This is a genomic window from Vibrio sp. 10N.261.54.E10 (assembly GCF_002877735.2).
In the GTDB taxonomy this organism is placed as follows: Bacteria; Pseudomonadota; Gammaproteobacteria; order Enterobacterales; family Vibrionaceae; genus Vibrio; species Vibrio crassostreae_C.
On the sequence record NZ_MCXE02000002.1, the window covers coordinates 194,998 to 214,140 of the forward strand.

A 19,143-nucleotide genomic window follows, 5' to 3' on the forward strand; every position below is an offset into this window, starting at 1 on the left:
GCGGTTTGTTGCGAGCATCTGACAAAACTTGTGTATATAATGCTGCAAATTGTAACGCTAATTTTAAATATGTAGAGAGAGTTATGAAGTTTATCCGTTGGTTCTTAGGTCGTGTCATCTTGTTATTGAATTTTGTTTTCAGCCCACGTGGTGTGAAGCGTTCTCAAGAAGAACAAAGCAAAGTAAATGAGCAAGCAAAAACGCACACGTTATACCAATTCGAAGCGTGCCCATTTTGTGTGAAAGTGCGCCGCGCGATGAAACGTCAGTCGGTTCAATTTGAACTTCGTGATGCAAAAAACAACGAGCAACACCGTGCTGAGCTTGAAGCTGGCGGCGGTCGTGTGAAAGTGCCTTGTCTACGTATCGAAAAAGACGGTAAAACTGAGTGGATGTACGAATCTTCAGATATCGTGACTTACTTAGAAAAGCAGTTTGCATAAGCAATAAAGCAACAAAAGTCAGATACAAAAAATCCCTCGAATGTGAGGGATTTTTTATGTCTGTTATTTGGCGTTAATCGCTTCAAATTGGGCGCGAAAGTTCAAACGACTACTTCGTGACAATCAGCATCAATTCAACACGGCGGTTACACGCCTTGCCTTGCGCAGAAGCGTTGGTGCAAGCTGGAACATACTCACCGAAGCCACGAGTATAGATGGAACGACTTGATACGTAGTTACTCTCTAATCGAGCCTTCACTTCTTTTGCTCGCTGCTCTGAAAGCGGATCATTGATTCGATCTGTGCCCGTGTTATCGGTGTGCCCTTCAATCACCACATCAATATCTTGGCGTTGAGCAAGGTAGCTGCCTAGCGTATCTAGCCATTGATTATACGCTGGCTCAGGGAATGCTGAACCTGTTTTAAAGTTCACGTGCTGCTCAAGCTTTACCATCACATGGTTACCCGGCAACACTTCAAAATCGATGCGGTTTTGTCTTAAAAAGACTTCCAGTGGGTCGTTAGTCGAAACGCCACGTCCGTAGTTGGTCGTGATGGTTCTGTGTTGATGAGTGCTACTCTGGATAGAGTACCCACGATTGCTTGCTACATGAGTCGTTTGAACCACACCCCATTCAGGATGCATCAAGTCGTAATCGGTTTGTGGTGCAGTCTCTAGCATGTCACCGCCAAGTAAGTCAGTTGGTGACGTGGCTTCACACCCAGCCAAAGCTATGCTTAACATTATCGCTAAATATCTCATTACTTCACCAACCACTCATGCAGATAAACCATTCACTAATGTCTATATCGGCACCGAGGGAAAAACTTTAGACGAAAAGAAAGCAGAACCCCAAAAAGTGCTGTTGATCACAGTTAACCGTCTACTAGCTTGTCTTCAGCCGCTAGTTCGAACTGTTTGCATTTATTTACCTTATAATTGTTTTCCAATTCGTACTAAATAGTTAGAATCTCACGACTTCTCAACGCTAGAGCAAACATTATGTTTAAACCATTTACTAAATTCATCACAGCACTCGCTGCCGTACTCATTATCGCGGGTTGTAGTGAAACAGACGAGCCACAAAAAGGCGTTCAATACGAAGCGCTTCCTACTGCTCTAACAGAATTTAACTTGTCTCCGATCACTGAAATCTTCTCTCTTAACTGTGGTCACTGCCGTCAAATGGAAAGTGCCATTCCAGAGATTGAATCTCTAACAGACCAAACTATTGGCAAGATGCACGTGACGTTCAACGAAAGCGCTCAAATCAGCGCAATGATCTACTACACAGCAGTGATGCAGCTTGATGCGACGCCTGACCACGCATTCATGGACGACCTATTTGGTGCCGTTCAAATGGGTGCAGATGCAACACCTGAGCAGCGTCAACAAGCACTAGAGACAGCGTTTACTTCTCGTGGTTTGGTTAGCCCATACCAGCTGAATAAAGAACAGCAAGTCGCTCTTTTCGACTACGTTAAGCAAGCAGAAGAGATCTCAGTAAAAGGTCAGATCAACTCAGTACCAACCTTTATCATCAACGGTAAATACCAAGTACTAACAGCAGGTCACCAAGACGTTGCTGGCATTGCAAAAACGATCAACTACCTTTTGACTCAACCATAATCACGGCTTTAGTCAACTGATTAACACATTTTGTATTAACTACGAAATTCAGCACTCAATATAAATAGGTTTTACTATGTCTAAATTTGTCATCCCGGTCATTGTCTTTCTTTTGGCGGGTTTCATGATTTACCGTACTTGGACGAATCATAAGTCTGGCGGAGAAAACTTCGAACAAGGCCAACAATTTCTAATTGAAAACGGCACTAAAGAAGGCGTGATTACGACTGAAAGCGGTCTTCAATACCTTGTTCTTGAAGAAGGTACAGGCACAGAGCACCCAACTAAGAACAGCAAAGTAACGGTTCACTACCACGGTACGCTAATCGACGGCACTGTTTTCGACAGCTCTGTTGAGCGCGGCGAGCCAATCTCATTTGCTCTTAAGCAAGTAATTAAAGGCTGGCAAGAAGGTTTGACTTACATGGTTGAAGGCCAAAAAGTTCGTCTATTTATTCCAAGCACTCTAGCTTACGGTAAAGGCGGTTCAGGCCCTATCCCACCATCATCGACTCTGATTTTTGATGTAGAACTCATCTCTATCAAATAATCGAAGTTACTGATTTAAGCCCCAACATACGCGCTATGTCGGGGCTTTTTTATATCTGAACATTTGAAGCCTCTTTAGATATTTAGCTACTGTAACAACGACCAAATATACCCTCGAAAACCGACCACTAGACGACTGGTCTAATTTAACTTATAGTACCGCCCATGAACGAAAAAACGAATGACACACGCCTGCATGTTTTAGATGTTGGCTACCAATTAATAGTGAACAACGGCTTTAACGGCGTTGGCTTATCGCAATTGCTTAAAGAAGCGGACGTGCCGAAAGGGTCGTTTTACCACTACTTTAAATCGAAAGAGCAATTTGGCGAGGCTCTGATCCAGCACTATTTTGAGACCTACATCAGCAGAGTTGAAACTATTTTGGTTCATGGTGAAGGCAACCATTACCAGAGAATTGTCAGTTATTTCACTCGATGGTCACAGATTGAAAACGGCACCTGCAATGCTCATAAATGCTTGGTCGTTAAACTCAGCGCGGAAGTTTCTGATCTTTCTGATCCTATGCGCCAAGCGCTATTAAAGGGTGCAGAAAAAGTGACGAATACCATCGAACAGTGCATTGTCGGCGGTATTGAAGATGGCTCCATAAAGGTTGAAGAGAGCCAAGAAGCAGCTCAGAACCTATACTCAATGTGGTTAGGCGCCAGCTTATTGAGCAAGCTGAGCCAAAGCTCACATAGCTTACAGTCAGCTTTGAGCCTTACCGAACGAATTTTAAAAGGTGAAAGCTAATAACGCGCAGCGCGCTTTATTGGCTTTAACTTAAAAAAATCACCCGCCCTCTTATCAATTTGATGACGGCGGGATTTTTAGACAACAAGACTAGACGACTGGTCTAATTCTAAATGTATAAAATACACAATTAAGGACATCCAATGACTCAACAAGACAATCGCCGAATCGTATTGGCTTCTCGCCCAGTTGGCGCACCGACTCAAGACAACTTCCGTTTAGAGACAGTAGCTGCGCCAAGCATCAAAGACGGCGAGATGTTACTTCGCTCAGTTTACCTTTCTCTAGACCCATACATGCGTGGTCGTATGAGCGATGCTAAATCTTACGCAGATCCCGTTGCGATTGATGAAGTGATGGTAGGCGCAACCGTATGTCAGGTTGAAGAATCAAACCACGCTGATTACGAAATTGGCGAGTGGGTACTGGCTTACACAGGTTGGCAAGATCTTGGTGTGTCTAACGGTGAAGGCCTTATCAAACTAGGTAAAGAACCAACGCACCCTTCTTACGCGCTTGGCATCATGGGTATGCCTGGTTTTACTGCTTACATGGGCTTGCTTGATATCGGCCAACCTAAAGAAGGCGACACGCTAGTCGTTGCAGCAGCAACAGGTGCTGTAGGCGCAACCGTTGGACAAATCGGCAAACTAAAAGGCTGTCGTGTTATCGGCGTTGCAGGCGGTCAAGAGAAGTGTCAGTACGCGAAAGAGATTCTTGGCTTTGATGAATGCATCGACCACAAAGCTGACGACTTCGCGGAGCAATTGGCTAAAGCGTGTGACAACGGCATCGACGTTTACTTTGAAAACGTTGGCGGCAAGGTATTCGATGCAGTAATGCCTCTGCTTAACACAGGTGCTCGTATTCCTGTGTGTGGCCTTATCTCTCAATACAATGCGACTTCACTGCCTGAAGGACCAGATCGTATGTCTAGCCTGATGGGTATGCTGCTTGTTAAAAGAATTAAGATGCAAGGTTTCATCATCTTTGATGACTACGCACACCGTTACAACGAATTTGCTGTTCAAATGACAGAATGGTTGTCTCAAGGCAAGATGCACTATCGTGAGCACCTGGTTGAAGGTCTAGAAAATGCGCCACAAGCATTCATGGGCCTATTGGAAGGTCAGAACTTCGGTAAGCTTGTTATCAAAACGAACGAAGCTAAATAAATTCAATAAACTGAACCCGTTAACTAGGTAGAATCATGATTACTTTGCATCACCTGAATAAGTCGCGCTCAAAGCGCATCATCTGGCTATTGGAAGAGCTTGGGGTAGATTACCAAATCAAACCCTACCAACGAGACAGTGTCACTTTTCTTGCACCACCAGAACTCAAATCCATTCACCCATTGGGTAAATCTCCTGTCATTGAAGACGATGGCGTCGTGATCACTGAATCTGGTGCTATCACGGAATACCTAATCGACAAATACGGTCAGGGTAAGTTCGCACCTACACGCGGCACCGCAAACTACGTTGAGTATTCGCAATGGCTTCACTTCGCTGAGAGTTCAGGTATTTTGCCAATGCTGCTTAAGATCTTTGTAATGAAGGACGGCTGCGAAACTAACTTCCTAGGCGGTTATGCAGACGATGAAAACCAAAAGATCTTAACTTACGTGAATAATGCACTTGAAGGTAAAACCTACTTGGTTGCAGACACATTAACAGGTGCAGATTTTATGATGTCGTTCATCGTAGAAATCGTTGGTAACTTTGGTGCAACTGCGCTTTACCCTAACATCGCTAAATACGGTGAACTTTTAAAGAGCCACCCTGCTTACCAAAAAGCTGAGCAAGTAGAGCTAGAACACTCGAACTGATCGAGTTTCACTCAAACACGTGCTTGCTAGAGTAAACACAAGAAACTAAATGAAGCCAAAGCCGATTTATCTTCTGCTTTGGCTTCTCATTTGTCTTCATTTCGACAACAATACCGAACTCTAACTGAACAGCCATAGAGTTTGATCTTAATGCCAACAAACGTCGCTCAATACACACCTCTGCACCTAGCAAACACGAATGTCGATTTAGCGCTACCGACTCGTTTTACGTTTCCGTATTACTATACCCCGCACCCTGTGTGTGAATTCGCTATGCTGCAGCTTCAGCAATCACTTGTCGACTGTGGTGTGAATGAAACCTCGCAAGGTAATCTCTACGCTGTGCTTCTTGTTCAGAATCCAACCACACAAGGGTTAGGTTACCTTTCTGCGTTTTCAGGCTTGCAGTTAGATCCGGCTTTGGTCTCTCAGTTAAACAACATTCACTTTGTTCCACCAGCCTTCGATTCAAAACAGTTTCAATCTCAAAACAGTGCGAACCTTGCTCGACAATTGCAGCTCTCGGACGACATTGAAAAGCTGCAACAGTCGCACAATCTAGACACATTATTGGCCGAGCTTGAAGGGTTAAAAATCGAATCAGCAAAAGCTATCGAAGCCTTTCAGTTAGCAATGGCCGCAAACAAAGCTCAGCGTAACGAACTCAGAGAACAAGCCAATCAAGAAAAAGCATTAGGGAATCTAGAGTCAGCGGCGAATTTGCTCAAACAACTGGGCAATCAAAGTAGCCAAGAGAAACGTGACCTAAAAGCACTTCGTATTGAGTGGAAACAGAAGATCGCAGAGCGCCAATCACAAATTGATTTGATTGAAAGCGAACTGAAAAACCGTAAGCAAGATCACCAAGCAGTTTCACAACAGTTGGAAACTCAACGCCTCTCTCACTATCGCTTTATCAATCAAGCCAAGCAATCTAAGAATTTACTCGAGTTGCTCGATGGTAAAGACGCGCTTGAAGGCTCTGGTGACTGCTGCCTACCAAAGCTGCTTAACTTCGCCTTTGAACACGGGTTCAAGCCGTTAGCTTTGTCTGAATTTTGGTGGGGATTACCGCCTACAGACATCATTCGACAACACGCAAACCTCTACCCTGTTTGTCAGAGTAAAAGCTTTGAGATCCTCGAACACCAGTTAAGTGGCATAGAGCTAGAAGATAACCCGCTTATCGTGAACCCTGCGGTTGGTAAGTCTTTTAATATTGTTTATGAAGACGATGAAATCGTAGTCGTCAATAAGCCAGAAGAGTTCTTGTCGGTTCCCGGTAAGTTCATCGAAGATTCAGTTTATACCCGCATAAAAGCGCGTTACCCGGATGCGACTGGTCCTTTGATTATCCATAGGTTGGATATGTCGACGTCAGGTTTGTTGATCTTGGCGCTCACGGCGGAATCAAACAAGCATATTCAGAAGCAGTTCATTAATAGAACCGTAGAGAAACGCTACACCGCTTTGTTAGATGGCGAGATAACGGGCGAATCTGGCAATATCAGCCTTCCTTTGCGCGGCGACATCACGGACAGACCAAGACAACTGGTTTGTCACCAACACGGCCGAAATGCAGAGACCCATTGGCAAGTGGTTAGCACTCACAATGGCAAAACCAAGGTTCACTTGTACCCTAAAACAGGGCGAACCCACCAGCTGCGAGTGCACTGTGCTCATCCATTAGGGCTTGCTGTACCTATTCGTGGTGACGACTTATACGGATACAAACGCGAGCGCTTACACCTGCACGCTGGCTACTTAAAGTTGATTCACCCGACAACCGGTGAATGGATGGAGTTTGAAGTGCCTTCCGAGTTCTAAACTCTAACTTATCGAGCTAAGACTCTTATCTCACTCAATATTTGATCTCATAAAACGCATCAAGGTTCTACAACTGCTTAAGGTATAGAACCCTGATATTTAATTTTAATGTGATTATCACAGTTCATTAGCGTACTTTAGTTACTGAGTTCAATACTGCAGACGCCTAGCCCATCACATCTTTGCGCTGGTCAACACATTCGAAAGAGCCCATTTCGAACTCGCGACAGATCCATGGTCGGTTTTCGTAGATAGTACACATCAGTGTTTCTCTATCTACCGCAGAACACCAGCCGTCGTCTAAGCGCTTCATGGTTTCACCGCCCCATTCATCATAAGCGATGTGCTCTTCAGGTACGCCCGTATCTGTGATGATCATAACCTCTAAACGACAACAGCATGCCTGACAATTTGCACAGGTTACTTCGGGTTCGGTTACGTTCTTTATATCTATCGTCATAAGTGACTACACTGCTAAATTTTGCGTATAGTAATCGAAACCGCCCGCTACGGCTAATAAAGATAGTGCGGCGCGGCGTTTTCATTGATGTAGAAATAACAAAGGGCGCTGTGATTCACTCACAACACCCATAATATTTCGACTTTTCAGCGCGGCTTATCGCCACAGGCTCTATTTAGAACAGGCTCGCGAAGAACAGCTTAACGTAGTCTATTAAACGTTTGAACAAACCGCCCTGTTCAACCGCTTCAAGCGCGATCAAAGGCTGAGTTTGAACATCTTCGCCATCAACGGTGTAATGAACCACACCTAGAGTTTGACCTTCTGCAATTGGCGCTTTCAGTTCAGAGTTAAGCTCGATAGATGCAGTCAGCTTTTTACTGTCTGACTTAGGCAACGTAATGAACGTGTCTTCTGCCACACCTAATTTCAATGTGTCTTGCTCACCAAACCATACCTTCTCTTCAGCCACTTGATCGCCGCCTTTATGCGGGTTTAGTGTATCGAAGAAACGGAAACCGTAGCTCAACAGCTGTTTGCTGTCTGATTCACGGCTCTTAACGCTTGATGCGCCCATCACAACCGCGATAAGTCTCATCTCACCTTGTGTCGCTGAACTCGCCAAACTGTAGCCAGCACCAGAGGTGTAGCCCGTTTTCATGCCATCAACGGTTAAGCTTCTATCACGCAACAAGCCATTACGGTTATGTTGAGTGATGCCGTTGTAACTGAAAGAGCGTTCGCTGTATAAGCCATACACATCCGGTAAATCACGAATAATGGCACGACCGAGTAACGCGATATCGTAAGGAGTCGAATAGAGGTCGTCTGCATCCAAACCATGTGCATTGGCAAAATGGGTGTTTTCTAGCTTCAGAGAGGTAGCCCAAGAGTTCATCAGGTCAACGAATGCATCTTGTGAGCCTGCAACATGCTCTGCAATCGCAACGCTAGCATCATTACCGGATTGAATAATCAAGCCACGATAAAGATCCATCATTGCTACATCGGTGTTTACTTCGATGAACATTTTTGAAGAGTCTGGGAAGTTCTTCGCCCACGCGTTCTCACTGATTCGTACCTGATCATCAGCAGAGATGTTGCCTCGCTTCATCTCTTGACCTGCCACATAACTGGTCATCAGTTTGGTCAAGCTTGCTGGGTTTAACTTCGTATGTGCGTTTTTTTCTACCAGCACATCACCAGAATTAAAATCAATTAACACATACCCTTTTGCGCCTAGGCTAGGTGGGCTTGGTACTATAGAAGGTGCTGCGATAGCTGCATTACTTACCATCGCGGCGTTACTTACAATGAATATACTTAATAGAGGGAGAGAGTATTTGGAAAACAGTTTCATTGAATCAAACCTAAGTTAACGTTTTGAGCAGTATAGACAAATGCTAGCAAAAGAAGCGCGAACTTTACGTTGCTTTACGTATTTGTACCATTCGTTACAAATAAAAAAGTATAATCTGCGATCTGACCATATTTTCCACAACTAATATTTACTCCACGAATGCATTCAACGCCTAATGCTATCGCTCAGGCATGCGTCTAAATAACATTTCAACAAAGCCAGTAATACGCTGTTTGCTCTCGCTTGGCTCTAAATCAGGTTGGATGCCAGACTGTGCTAATGCTTGCCATTGTACGACCTCTGAGTTAGGTACGAAAAACGCAATGTACAACGACCCTTTCTCCGCGACTTTACCTTCACCATCGTAAAATGGCACACCAGTAAATAGCTTAATCGCATCGAAGATAGACTCATCGTTCAGTTCCGATTCTTCCGCTAATCCAAAGCCTACAACAACATCACCGACACCATCCTGCTTTAACTGATAACCTTTACTTGAGAGCTGTTCTTGAATCGAATCACGCACTAAATCGGTTACCACGGTTTCATCGTATTTTTGAGAAAGGTAAACCTTTTCTGACTCAGGGTGCCAGGAGTACGTCATCACGCCGTGTTTCATGAAACCAAAGTCACCGCTAGTGACCACACCATAATTGTGTGTGGGTGGTATTTCTTGCGTAGAGCATGCGGTCAGCCCAATAGCCATCAAAGCCAATAGTGCTGCTTTTTTTATGCTTTTTGTTGCACAAATGGATCGTTTTATCATTCGAGGCTTCCTTACCTATATAAGAATAACTATCAATTCAACCTCCAACATAAATAGTAATTATGTTAATAGAAAGGTCATTAAACGTTTGCGTAATCGCTAACCTTCACCTCTGTCTGTTTTGGGGGTTTAATCACAAAAACAGAGTTGGTATAGTTCTCCCCGTTAAACAAAACCAGACCATTCGAGGCACGGAGCTTCCTCAATCATCTCATGAAGAGAAGAATTGGTACCGACAAAGTATCGGCAAATTTAAGAGGGTCAAACAATGGAATTCAATATGGTTGAAATTTTAGGTTACGCTGCGTCTATTATGGTCGCAATTTCATTAACAATGAAAGATATCGTTCGTCTGCGTGTCCTTAACTTTATTGGCTGTGCACTCTTCACAGCATACGGCATCATGATTGACGCATGGCCAGTTGCAGCCACCAACGGCTTTATCGCTTGTGTAAACATCTACTTCCTTGCAAAAATGCAAAAGGAAAAAAAAACGGAAGCGATGAAAGCAGCGAAAGCTTAAATTAACGATTAGCCTTTCAAATAATTCTGAAAAAGCCCAAATAGAGCGATCTATTTGGGCTTTTTTGTGTTTGTCGTTCTCAAGAGCTCGATTTGTGTGAACAAAACTTTTCAATTCAATGAGGCTTTCAACCGATCACATGTAAGCAACGTGATATTCGTTCTCTCGATACGCTTGAGTGTTGTTACGTCCACTCTCTTTTGCTTGATAAAGCGCTTTGTCGGCTTTATCGATAGCGGTTTCAATGTCAGTCAGTGCTTGAGCATGGCAACAACCAGCGCTGATTGTTACTGGCGACACTAAGCCTTGAAGTTGCTCAACACATAACCGTAACGCCTCTGATAATTCGAATAACTCATGTTCATCACAATCAAACGTCACCAAAATAAACTCTTCACCGCCATAGCGTGCAATCAAACGACGACGGTTAACAAATCTCTTCAGTGATTTTGCGACCTCACAGATAACCCTATCGCCTTGAGCATGACCATATTGATCGTTCACCCGCTTGAAATGGTCAATATCCAGCAAAATGACACCGACATTTGTTAGCGGATAAGGCGACCTTTGAGTAATTTTCAGTTTTAGCTGCTCGATAAAACTCCGTCGGCTAGGAAGGCCTGTGAGGTAATCGAGGCTCGCAACATCCAATATTTTGAGATGACGATGCCGCAGGTAAAGCACCAGAACAACAATGATACTCAGTAGACTAACAACCAACGTCATCAAACTTGCCAACAATAAGCTGTGGTTCTTGTTGAGCTCTTGTTCTAAGACACCAGCAGAAATAACCCAATTAAGATACGGATAAAACTTGTAGAAGATGTTTTTACTCGTCGTGCCATCTGCCGTAGAGATAGAGTAACTAAAGTGACCTTCAGGTTCATCGACGACTTTATCGATAAGCAACTCTGAAGAGTCATCAATCAAGGTTTTTAAGTGCTCGTGTTCAAAGTTAGGTTGAAGGACTAACGTGCCTTGTAAATCAACGATATATACATAGCCACTATCGCCATACGAGTACTTTCTCAATTTGTCTTTAAGTGCTTCGAGATCAACCAGGTACATCAGTTCATCTTTATAGGTGGTCGCCACCAATGTATTGCCACTCGGTAGCCTCACTGAATATGCGACCTTCGCACGCTTGCCAACTTCATGTGGATTGGCGTGCGAGTATTGGGTCATTCCAGACTGTAAGCTCAGTTGTTGTTGAATATGGGTTAAATGCGCGCGATTTTTCCCTTGTAAAAACGGGTGATATAGATGAATACCTTGTGGTGACATCAGGTAGATATAACCAGACTCTCCAATCACCAATTCGTTGGCAATTCGAATGACTTCTTCAACTTCTTGTTCTGGAGAGACACGCAGTGCGTGAGAGGCGACGGTATCAGTCACACCTTTTAGATAGGTTTTGATCGCTTCGTTGACTGTGGTGTCTACGATGTCGTAACTCGCGTTCACAATAGTACGAAAGAAGAATTGGTTGGAATCTAATAATGATTCTTTCGTCCGGTTGAATTGAACAGCAGAGAGGATCAGAGAAACTACGGCCAGCACAATTGAGAAACTAAGAATGTATTTACGTCTGACTTTCAAGATTACCCCATAGCTTTCTAATTTTAGGTAACGCTATTTTTTGTTATAGGCAGACTGTTTTATATCATACTTATCTTTTTTACTGAACGAGTGTCGATATTCTGAGAGGTTTCTATACGCAATCTGTGACTTATAGCAAAAACGCCGAACTGGATTCAGTTCGGCGTTTTAATTTTACGCTTCAGTCATGTATTTAAATCAAACTAAGGTATTGATAAATAAACTTAAAATCATTCTCATTCGTTATCTATGAATACATAATCTAGCGTTAGATTAAGAACAAACCTGAGTCCAGCTACCATCACTGCCCGGTTCAGAACTTGTCCACCAGTTTGCTTGGTAAATACTGCCGTTGTGAACCACTTGGTCACCTGTGTTTGCATGGCTTGGATTACCCGCCCAATCTTTCTGAGGTAAGTCTGGGTAAACCGCTAAACCTGCCGTATCACATGTACCTGGATTGGTGCCACCATCGCCAGGGTTACCGCCACCTGAACTGATATCACCTAATGGTAGATCTGGCTGCTCGAAGCTAAACGCGTAATCAACGCCACCGACATTCACCGCGTAGTTAGCAGGGCCAGAAATTGGCAAGTAATACACCATGTCTAACTCATACACACCGCCAGCAGGAAGCTCTTCCCATGTCGGCAACGTAAACGCCACTCGGTGCATGGTTCCATCTAGTCCACCGATGTTATCCGCGCGAGTATGACCTGAAGCAATCACGGTCAAACCACCACCCGATTGATCTTTCGCGTTATCAGGTGCAGATACTGGGATATCGAATTGGAACTCAGTTCCACCCGGAAGAGCTTGCCCTGTGTTGTTCGTGAACGTGATCTTAGGGTTGATTGGGTAGTTTTGGTCACCGACTTTGAAGCCACCAACCGATACCGCGATATCTAGCGCTTCTGTTGGAATAGCACCCGTCGCTACTTTGTTTCCATATGGTGTTGCAGACTTAAACTTATCGTAGATAGCTTTCGTCATGGTGTTACCCATGTGGAACTCACCGTTACCGCTGTTACACGCTTGCTCAGTCGTATCGATAGAGCTTCGGTTGCCATTCGCATCGAGAACATAACAGTTATAATCCCCTGCTAGTTCCCAGAACATAATGCCGCCGATCTCTTTGTCGATAACGTAGTCCGCTTTCACGTCGATAGACTGTTTATCTTCTGTTGAAAGGAATACGCCCTTCTCTGCGTTCCACAACCAAGGGGCAACCGCCACACTGTCGTAGTTTCTCGTGTAAGTGCCCGTTAGAACATCTGAAGGATCATTCACAGGATCAAGCTTGTAAGCTTCAGCGTAAGAGCCCCAAATACCCTTCTCTAGGTTCTTCGCGTGCCACATAGGGTTAGAACCCGCGCCCATTTCGTTACCTTTTGGATCGGTATCGTGCCACATGTTGTCGATACCAATAGCGCCATGGCCACAGTTGTTTTTCTCGCCTTCACCCGTACCCGCTGAACATTCAGATTGGTTTGGCAGTGCTGCTCGGCCCCAAAGACCATTCTCACCACCCGTTACGCCTTGCCAACCACGAGTGTAGTAAGGCACACCGATGTTAATACGGCCTGCTGGCATAGAACCACGGAAGTAATGGTAAGCCCAATCCGTGTTCAGATAACCAATACCACCGTAAGCCGCCGTGTCGTATACGTTCCACTGCGCTAGCTCTGAATCTTTACCCGTATCAAACAAGGCTGCGTTATGACCTACGTGATCGTTCCACGCACCGTGAAGGTCGTAAGACATGATGTTTACGTAATCGAGGTACTTGGTTACATCGAATGTTTCCATACCGCGTAATAGGTAACCAGAAGAAGGCGCTGCGATCGTTAACATGTAGTGATTGCCATCTTGCGCAGACGCCGCATCGAGCTTCTCACGTAGCACTTTCATCAACACTTGGTACGACGCCCACAGGTATTGACGACGCGGCTCCATGAAGTCTTTGTCGTATGGGTTACCTGCGCCAGCCATAGAAGTTGGGTATTCGTAATCGATATCTAGACCATCGAACTGGTACTTACGCAGCATTTCGACCGCTGAAGTCGCGAATGTTTCGATACCTTGATGGTTGATAGAACCATCAGCATTGGTCGTCATGGTGTAGAAACCACCATCAGCCACGCGGCTGCCATCAGTCGCGAAGTGACCACCTGTTTCAGCCCAACCACCGATTGAGATTAACGTTTTCACGCCGTGTTTTTTCTTCGCTGTCGCTAATGCACCGAAGTGACCTTTGAAGCCTAATGCCGGATCAACTTCCACACCCGGCCACTCTTTACCAACCGCTGCGTTATTTGGATCGTTTACATCACCGACGTTTACTTTACCATCTGAACCGATGCTCACGAAAGCGTAGTTAATGTGTGTGAGTTGTTCCCAAGGAATATCATTTACTAGGTAAGCAGCTTGTGGGTCATCCCCTGCACGCCAACTTGTGAAGTAACCAATGACACGACGGGGATGGTCTGCGCCCATTTTCTCACGGCCTTCATCATCGTAAATTGTACAGTAAGGAACATCGACACCTTGAGTTTGATATAAGCCATCAGGGCGACATGTGCTCACTGTTGGAGCGCCGTTCACGGTCAAAGATGCCAACGCAGAATCTGCAGTCGCACCTTGGTCGTCTGTTGCTTTCGCGTAAACCGCTAAAGAACCCGCTTGAGTTGTTGTGTAATCTAACGTGTAAGGGCTCGTTGCAGCAGTGCCCACAAGAGCACCCGCTACGTAGAAATCAACCTTATCAACCGTGCCATCGCTATCTGCTGCCGTTGCTGTCAGTGTGACTACACCACCAACATCAACAGATGTCACTGAAAGTGCAACTGAAACTGTCGGTGCTTCATTCCCTGGTTGTGCTGAATCAACAGAAACAGAAACCGCACTTGCAACACTTGCTGCGCCTTCATTATCCGTTGCAACAACAGAAACCTGATGATTACCCGACGTTGCAGCCCAAGTCGCTTCGAAAGGTGCCGCTGTGACTACCGCAACAGATGCGCCATCAACAAAGAACTCAACCGAAGCCACACTGCCATCAGAATCTAGTGCTGTTGCACTCAATACAACATTATCGCCTTCAGTAATCACGTCAGAAGCAGAGGGTGCCGTTAATGAAGCCGTTGGTACTTCATTTGGCGTACCGCCACCTCCGCCGCCACTACACACATCAATCTTTTTCCATTGTGCATAGTCACCCTCAAATTGGCTCGGGTTGTTATTTTGATTCCAGTAATTCGCTGAGTACGCGCTGCCGTCATGTGAAACCTGATCACCACCGGTGTACACCGTGGCGGAATCCCACGCTTCTAACGTTGAACAATCCACAGCCGCGTAGCTGTTGAACGCCATTAAGCATGACGCGGTGAGAGTACTGAGTGTAAAAACTTTCTTGGCCACTCTTCCTTGGTTTAGGTGCATGTTAGCTGTCCCTTAAGTTATTGTTTCAAGATGCTTAATTTAAGTGTCATATTTCTCATCACTTAAATCTCTTCGCAAAACAACTGTAGGTAACAGTGCCAATTTAACACCTAAAATATTCGATATTTATAAAATGACTCGCATTAATTTGTTTATAGCATGCAATGAGTCGACACTTATTTTGCACGAACAACTAATATTAAATTTATTTCGGTACGCTAAAAAATATCGCCTAATTCGTATTCTTAATTACAAAACTCTATTCATATCTGCTTTATTTGTTCGTTCTGAAATTTCGTTTTAAAACTAACCAAAAGGGATTGATTTCGCCGTAGAACTGATTTCTTTTCTAAATTTGCCCACTTTTTCTTAACAATTGTGGTAGTATCGCGGATTTTTTTGACGAACCTCACATTTCCAATGCAAGTGTGGGAGAAATACATAGGCTCGAAAGAGCCAAATATAGCGAAGAAATAATGTCCAACTTGACGCAAGTCGCCAACGAAAACATCAACGCAGAATCTACTTCTATCGATTTCAATAAAGCTCAATCTTTGGGTGAAAAGCTGGAACTCGGAAACCCAGTCTTTTGGCTTAGTGGCAGTTTTTTAACCCTCTTTGTCATCCTAGCCTTCACCAACACCTCCGTGTTGTCCGAACTTGTAAACATCGGCTTTAGTTATTCAACTAAATGGTTCGGTGCTTTCTGGCAAGTCCTACTACTTCTCAACTTCATTATCGGTTTAGTGCTTGCACTAGGTCGCACTGGCCACGTTCGCTTAGGAACGCTTGCCCTACCTGAAATGACCACCTTTAAATGGATGTCTATCGTCCTATGTACGCTGCTAGCCGGCGGTGGGGTGTTCTGGGCAGCCGCAGAGCCTATTGCTCACTTTGTTTCAGCTCCGCCACTGTATGGCAACGCAGATCCTCAAGCGATGGCGTTCAATGCTCTATCACAATCTTTCATGCACTGGGGTTTCCTTGCATGGGCAATCTTAGGTGGTTTGTCTTCCATCGTGTTAATGCACTTGCATTACGACAAAGGCCTTCCTCTTAAGCCTCGCACTCTGCTTTACCCAGTACTTGGCGACAAAGCGATTAACAGTTGGGTTGGTAACGTTGTCGACGCATGCAGCATCGTGGCTGTAGCCGCAGGTACTATCGGCCCTATCGGCTTCCTTGGCCTACAAATCAGCTACGCACTGAGCGAACTGTTTGGCATTTCAGACAGCTTTGCAACTCAAAGTGTTGTTATTATCTTTGCTATCGCAATGTACACGCTTTCTGCTTTGAGCGGCGTGAACAAAGGTATCCAACTGGTAAGCCGTTACAACATCATCTTGTCTGTGTGTCTAATCGGCTACATCCTTCTTGTTGGCCCAACGAGCTTCATCGTTGATGGCTACCTGCAAGGTATGGGCGAAATGGTTGATAACTTCATCCCAATGGCGCTATACCGCCAAGATACAGCATGGCTAGGTGGCTGGACGGTATTCTTCTGGGGTTGGTTCCTAGGTTATGGCCCAATGATGGCGATCTTCATTGCTCGTATCTCACGTGGCCGTACTATTCGCCAAATGATCGTTTCTATTAGCATCGTTGCACCGCTTGTAACGTGTTTCTGGTTCAGCATCGTTGGTGGTAGTGGTCTAGCGTTTGAATTAGAGAACCCAGGTGTGATCTCTAGTGCGTTCGAAGGCTTCAACCTTCCGGCGGTTCTTCTAGCAATTACCGCTCAACTGCCGTTCCCGACTTTGATTGCAATTCTGTTCCTGATCCTGACGACCACGTTCATCGTGACAACAGGTGACTCAATGACTTACACAATCAGTGTGGTAATGACGGGTACGACAGAGCCAAACGCAGCGGTACGTACCTTCTGGGGTATCATCATGGGTGCGGTAGCGATCACACTTATCTCGATGGGTTCAGGCGGCATCTCCGCTCTACAGTCGTTCATTGTAATCACAGCGGTTCCGGTATCGTTTATCTTGCTCCCGTGTCTATGGCACGCGCCGAAGATCGCGAAGCAGATGGCAAGAGATCAAGGTATCGCTTAATACCTGACCCGATTTAGTTTCGGGTAGCGTAGAACACTAAAAAGCCACTCAAGTGATTCACCTGAGTGGCTTTGTTTTATCTGTTCGTTACTTCTATCTACGAAGCTTATTTCAATCGATAGTTCGGCTTATTGAAACTTTTCACCCGCAGCAACCATAAACGACATCTCAACCAGTAGCTCAGGATTAGCAAGTTCTGCTTTCACGCATGCACGGCTTGGCGCGCAGCCTTCAGGAACCACGCTTCCCAAACTTCATTGAGTGCATCAAAGTTAGCGAAATCCGTGAGATAAATAGTCACTGACAATACGCGAGATTTGTCGCTGTCTACCAAACTCATCATTTCTTCGGCTTGTTCGAAGATTTGCTGAACCTGACTCTTAATTCCTGCTGTTGTATCCGTCTCTGCCACTTCCACAAAGCTTGCAATACCGTTAAAAACAGTTACATCAGACCAACGTTTGGTCGGGTTAATTCTATGAATTTTCACTGGTTATACTCTTCTTATAATTAGGGTGAACATCAGCGTAATCTAATCCAAATCATGAATATTGAAAACAAAAATTAGAAAGCTCGCGTTACCTTTTGAACAGCACTATCGCCTACCCATTGCTTTGGTTCTCAACATCACTAGCCTTTGAGTTCCTATCGAGACAATAAGTCGCTACCTATTAAGTTTTTAGATAAATATATTAATTATTATTCTCAATGCGAAATTTAATCTGAGCTATTGCGGTCATATTCAGGGAGTTTATTAAATTGAGTACTTTTATGCATGTTCAAACCTATGATTTAAAACAGAGTAATGTGGGATATAACCTAGGCGTGATTGGCGTAGCGTTGGTGTTAGCTTGGATTGGTATTTACAAGTTTACGCCAACCGAAGCAATGCTTATCGAGCCTTTAATCGCAAACCATCCTGCAATGAACTGGCTTTACAATCTGTTCTCAGTCCAAGCTGTGTCTAACATGGTGGGTGGCGCGGAGATCATTGTCGCGATTGGACTGATCGTTGGATTTAAGAAACCGACAGTTGCCTTCTACTCAGGCATTGCTGCAGCGGCTATCTTTGTTGTGACACTCAGCTTCCTGATTACAACGCCAAACGCTTGGAAAGTATCGGATGGCATCTTAGTCACTAACTTCTTCCTAGTGAAAGACATCCTGTTTTTGGCAATCGCAATTAGCGTAATCGAACGCAATAAACCTCAGAAGTAACTGTATAACTAGAAGTGGCCATAACCCTAGAAGTAACCTTAAACCTTGAAAATAAAGGCTCGAAGCTTGCTAGAAGGACGCTGCCAGCTTCTAATGTATAAGGCACTGATAGTCACCTAGTCAGCTAAAACCTTACGATAATAATGAGCATCTTGATGTTCTCCTTTAAACACCGCGTAGCTCTCAACATACTCGACCAATTCAAAACCGGTATTGGATAAGATTTTGTTGGAACCGATATTGTCCACTAACGCATAGGCATCAACATATTTAAGGTTGGTCTGTTCCTCCAAATAGAGTAGAAACTGCTTTACTGCGTTAGACGCAATGCCTTTTGAAGCAAAGGAACGACCTACTCGATACCCTAGCTCTCCACTATGGGCGATCTGGTCGATATCGCGGATGTTGATTCTTCCACAGACAGTGCCATTGGCGTCTTTGATCAACATAGGAATCATCTCACCATTCTCGTATTCAGTTAGAAAGCTGGTGATTTGCTCGGTCACACCTGCATTTGAATAGAAGCTATCACCCCTAACTGGAATAAATTGCTCAAACCACTCTCGATTTTCGACCTCAAAATCCAAAAGCGCACTCGCGTCATTCGGTTGAAGTAAGTGTAAAAATACATCCATGACAAATACTCTAATGTTTCCCTAAAAAGCCGCACCTTATGA

At 44.6% G+C, this 19,143-nt stretch carries 17 protein-coding genes and 1 pseudogene; 10 read left to right on the forward strand and 8 right to left on the reverse strand.

What is annotated here, in order from left to right; genetic code table 11:
• Positions 1-83 precede the first annotated feature (83 nt).
• Positions 84-443 (forward strand): glutaredoxin family protein, encoded by a 360-nt coding sequence (locus BCU07_RS12155; RefSeq protein ID WP_017062638.1) that lies wholly within the window; start codon positions 84-86, stop codon positions 441-443.
• A 109-nt stretch (positions 444-552) separates the two neighbouring features.
• Here BCU07_RS12155 and BCU07_RS12160 read toward each other — a convergent pair whose 3' ends face one another.
• A complete protein-coding gene (locus BCU07_RS12160; RefSeq protein ID WP_029235219.1) occupies positions 553-1,188 on the reverse strand; it encodes an OmpA family protein in 636 nt (211 codons plus the stop codon).
• 258 nt (positions 1,189-1,446) lie between these two features.
• On the opposite strand from BCU07_RS12160, the gene BCU07_RS12165 reads away from it, so the two are divergent.
• The 6 genes from BCU07_RS12165 (at position 1,447) to BCU07_RS12190 (ending at position 7,036) form a co-directional block, all read left to right on the forward strand.
• On the forward strand, positions 1,447-2,073 hold the full coding sequence (locus tag BCU07_RS12165) for a thioredoxin domain-containing protein (RefSeq protein ID WP_017062641.1): 627 nt from the start codon (positions 1,447-1,449) through the stop codon (positions 2,071-2,073).
• Between the two features lie 76 nt (positions 2,074-2,149).
• On the forward strand, positions 2,150-2,623 hold the full coding sequence (locus BCU07_RS12170; RefSeq protein ID WP_017062642.1) for an FKBP-type peptidyl-prolyl cis-trans isomerase: 474 nt from the start codon (positions 2,150-2,152) through the stop codon (positions 2,621-2,623).
• 164 nt (positions 2,624-2,787) lie between these two features.
• On the forward strand, positions 2,788-3,378 hold the full coding sequence (locus BCU07_RS12175) for a TetR/AcrR family transcriptional regulator (protein WP_017062643.1): 591 nt from the start codon (positions 2,788-2,790) through the stop codon (positions 3,376-3,378).
• 143 nt (positions 3,379-3,521) lie between these two features.
• Positions 3,522-4,553 (forward strand): NADP-dependent oxidoreductase, encoded by a 1,032-nt coding sequence (locus BCU07_RS12180; RefSeq protein WP_102428560.1) that lies wholly within the window; start codon positions 3,522-3,524, stop codon positions 4,551-4,553.
• 35 nt (positions 4,554-4,588) lie between these two features.
• Entirely contained in the window at positions 4,589-5,209 is a 621-nt protein-coding gene (locus BCU07_RS12185; RefSeq protein WP_017064479.1) for a glutathione S-transferase family protein, read from the forward strand.
• A 150-nt stretch (positions 5,210-5,359) separates the two neighbouring features.
• Positions 5,360-7,036, forward strand: coding sequence for an RluA family pseudouridine synthase (locus tag BCU07_RS12190; RefSeq protein WP_102333491.1), 1,677 nt, complete (start codon positions 5,360-5,362; stop codon positions 7,034-7,036).
• A gap of 166 nt (positions 7,037-7,202) precedes the next feature.
• Here BCU07_RS12190 and BCU07_RS12195 read toward each other — a convergent pair whose 3' ends face one another.
• From BCU07_RS12195 to BCU07_RS12205, 3 genes are all read right to left on the reverse strand, one after another.
• Positions 7,203-7,496 carry a YkgJ family cysteine cluster protein gene (locus BCU07_RS12195; RefSeq protein ID WP_080582263.1) on the reverse strand — a complete coding sequence of 98 codons (294 nt, stop codon included), beginning with the start codon at positions 7,494-7,496 and terminating at the stop codon, positions 7,203-7,205.
• A 175-nt stretch (positions 7,497-7,671) separates the two neighbouring features.
• Positions 7,672-8,856 carry a D-alanyl-D-alanine carboxypeptidase family protein gene (locus BCU07_RS12200; RefSeq protein WP_017064476.1) on the reverse strand — a complete coding sequence of 395 codons (1,185 nt, stop codon included), beginning with the start codon at positions 8,854-8,856 and terminating at the stop codon, positions 7,672-7,674.
• Between the two features lie 178 nt (positions 8,857-9,034).
• A complete protein-coding gene (locus BCU07_RS12205) occupies positions 9,035-9,622 on the reverse strand; it encodes a DUF4136 domain-containing protein (RefSeq protein ID WP_102333490.1) in 588 nt (195 codons plus the stop codon).
• A 268-nt stretch (positions 9,623-9,890) separates the two neighbouring features.
• Here BCU07_RS12205 and BCU07_RS12210 point away from each other — a divergent pair, with 268 nt between their 5' ends.
• Positions 9,891-10,145 (forward strand): YgjV family protein, encoded by a 255-nt coding sequence (locus BCU07_RS12210; protein ID WP_017068159.1) that lies wholly within the window; start codon positions 9,891-9,893, stop codon positions 10,143-10,145.
• Between the two features lie 135 nt (positions 10,146-10,280).
• Here BCU07_RS12210 and BCU07_RS12215 read toward each other — a convergent pair whose 3' ends face one another.
• Together BCU07_RS12215 and BCU07_RS12220 are read right to left on the reverse strand one after the other, a co-directional pair.
• Positions 10,281-11,744, reverse strand: coding sequence for a sensor domain-containing diguanylate cyclase (locus BCU07_RS12215; protein ID WP_102333489.1), 1,464 nt, complete (start codon positions 11,742-11,744; stop codon positions 10,281-10,283).
• A 273-nt stretch (positions 11,745-12,017) separates the two neighbouring features.
• Entirely contained in the window at positions 12,018-15,185 is a 3,168-nt protein-coding gene (locus BCU07_RS12220; RefSeq protein WP_017065692.1) for a chitinase C-terminal domain-containing protein, read from the reverse strand.
• A 476-nt stretch (positions 15,186-15,661) separates the two neighbouring features.
• Here BCU07_RS12220 and BCU07_RS12225 point away from each other — a divergent pair, with 476 nt between their 5' ends.
• Positions 15,662-17,248 carry a BCCT family transporter gene (locus BCU07_RS12225; RefSeq protein ID WP_017062653.1) on the forward strand — a complete coding sequence of 529 codons (1,587 nt, stop codon included), beginning with the start codon at positions 15,662-15,664 and terminating at the stop codon, positions 17,246-17,248.
• Between the two features lie 128 nt (positions 17,249-17,376).
• On the opposite strand, the pseudogene BCU07_RS12230 reads toward BCU07_RS12225, so the two are convergent.
• Positions 17,377-17,738 (reverse strand): annotated as a pseudogene (locus BCU07_RS12230) (RidA family protein).
• A gap of 281 nt (positions 17,739-18,019) precedes the next feature.
• On the opposite strand from BCU07_RS12230, the gene BCU07_RS12235 reads away from it, so the two are divergent.
• A complete protein-coding gene (locus BCU07_RS12235; RefSeq protein WP_017108085.1) occupies positions 18,020-18,466 on the forward strand; it encodes a DUF417 family protein in 447 nt (148 codons plus the stop codon).
• Positions 18,467-18,582: 116 nt separating this feature from the next.
• Here BCU07_RS12235 and BCU07_RS12240 read toward each other — a convergent pair whose 3' ends face one another.
• Positions 18,583-19,101, reverse strand: a complete 519-nt coding sequence (locus tag BCU07_RS12240) for a GNAT family N-acetyltransferase (RefSeq protein ID WP_102428561.1) — start codon at positions 19,099-19,101, stop codon at positions 18,583-18,585.
• Positions 19,102-19,143: the final 42 nt, after the last annotated feature.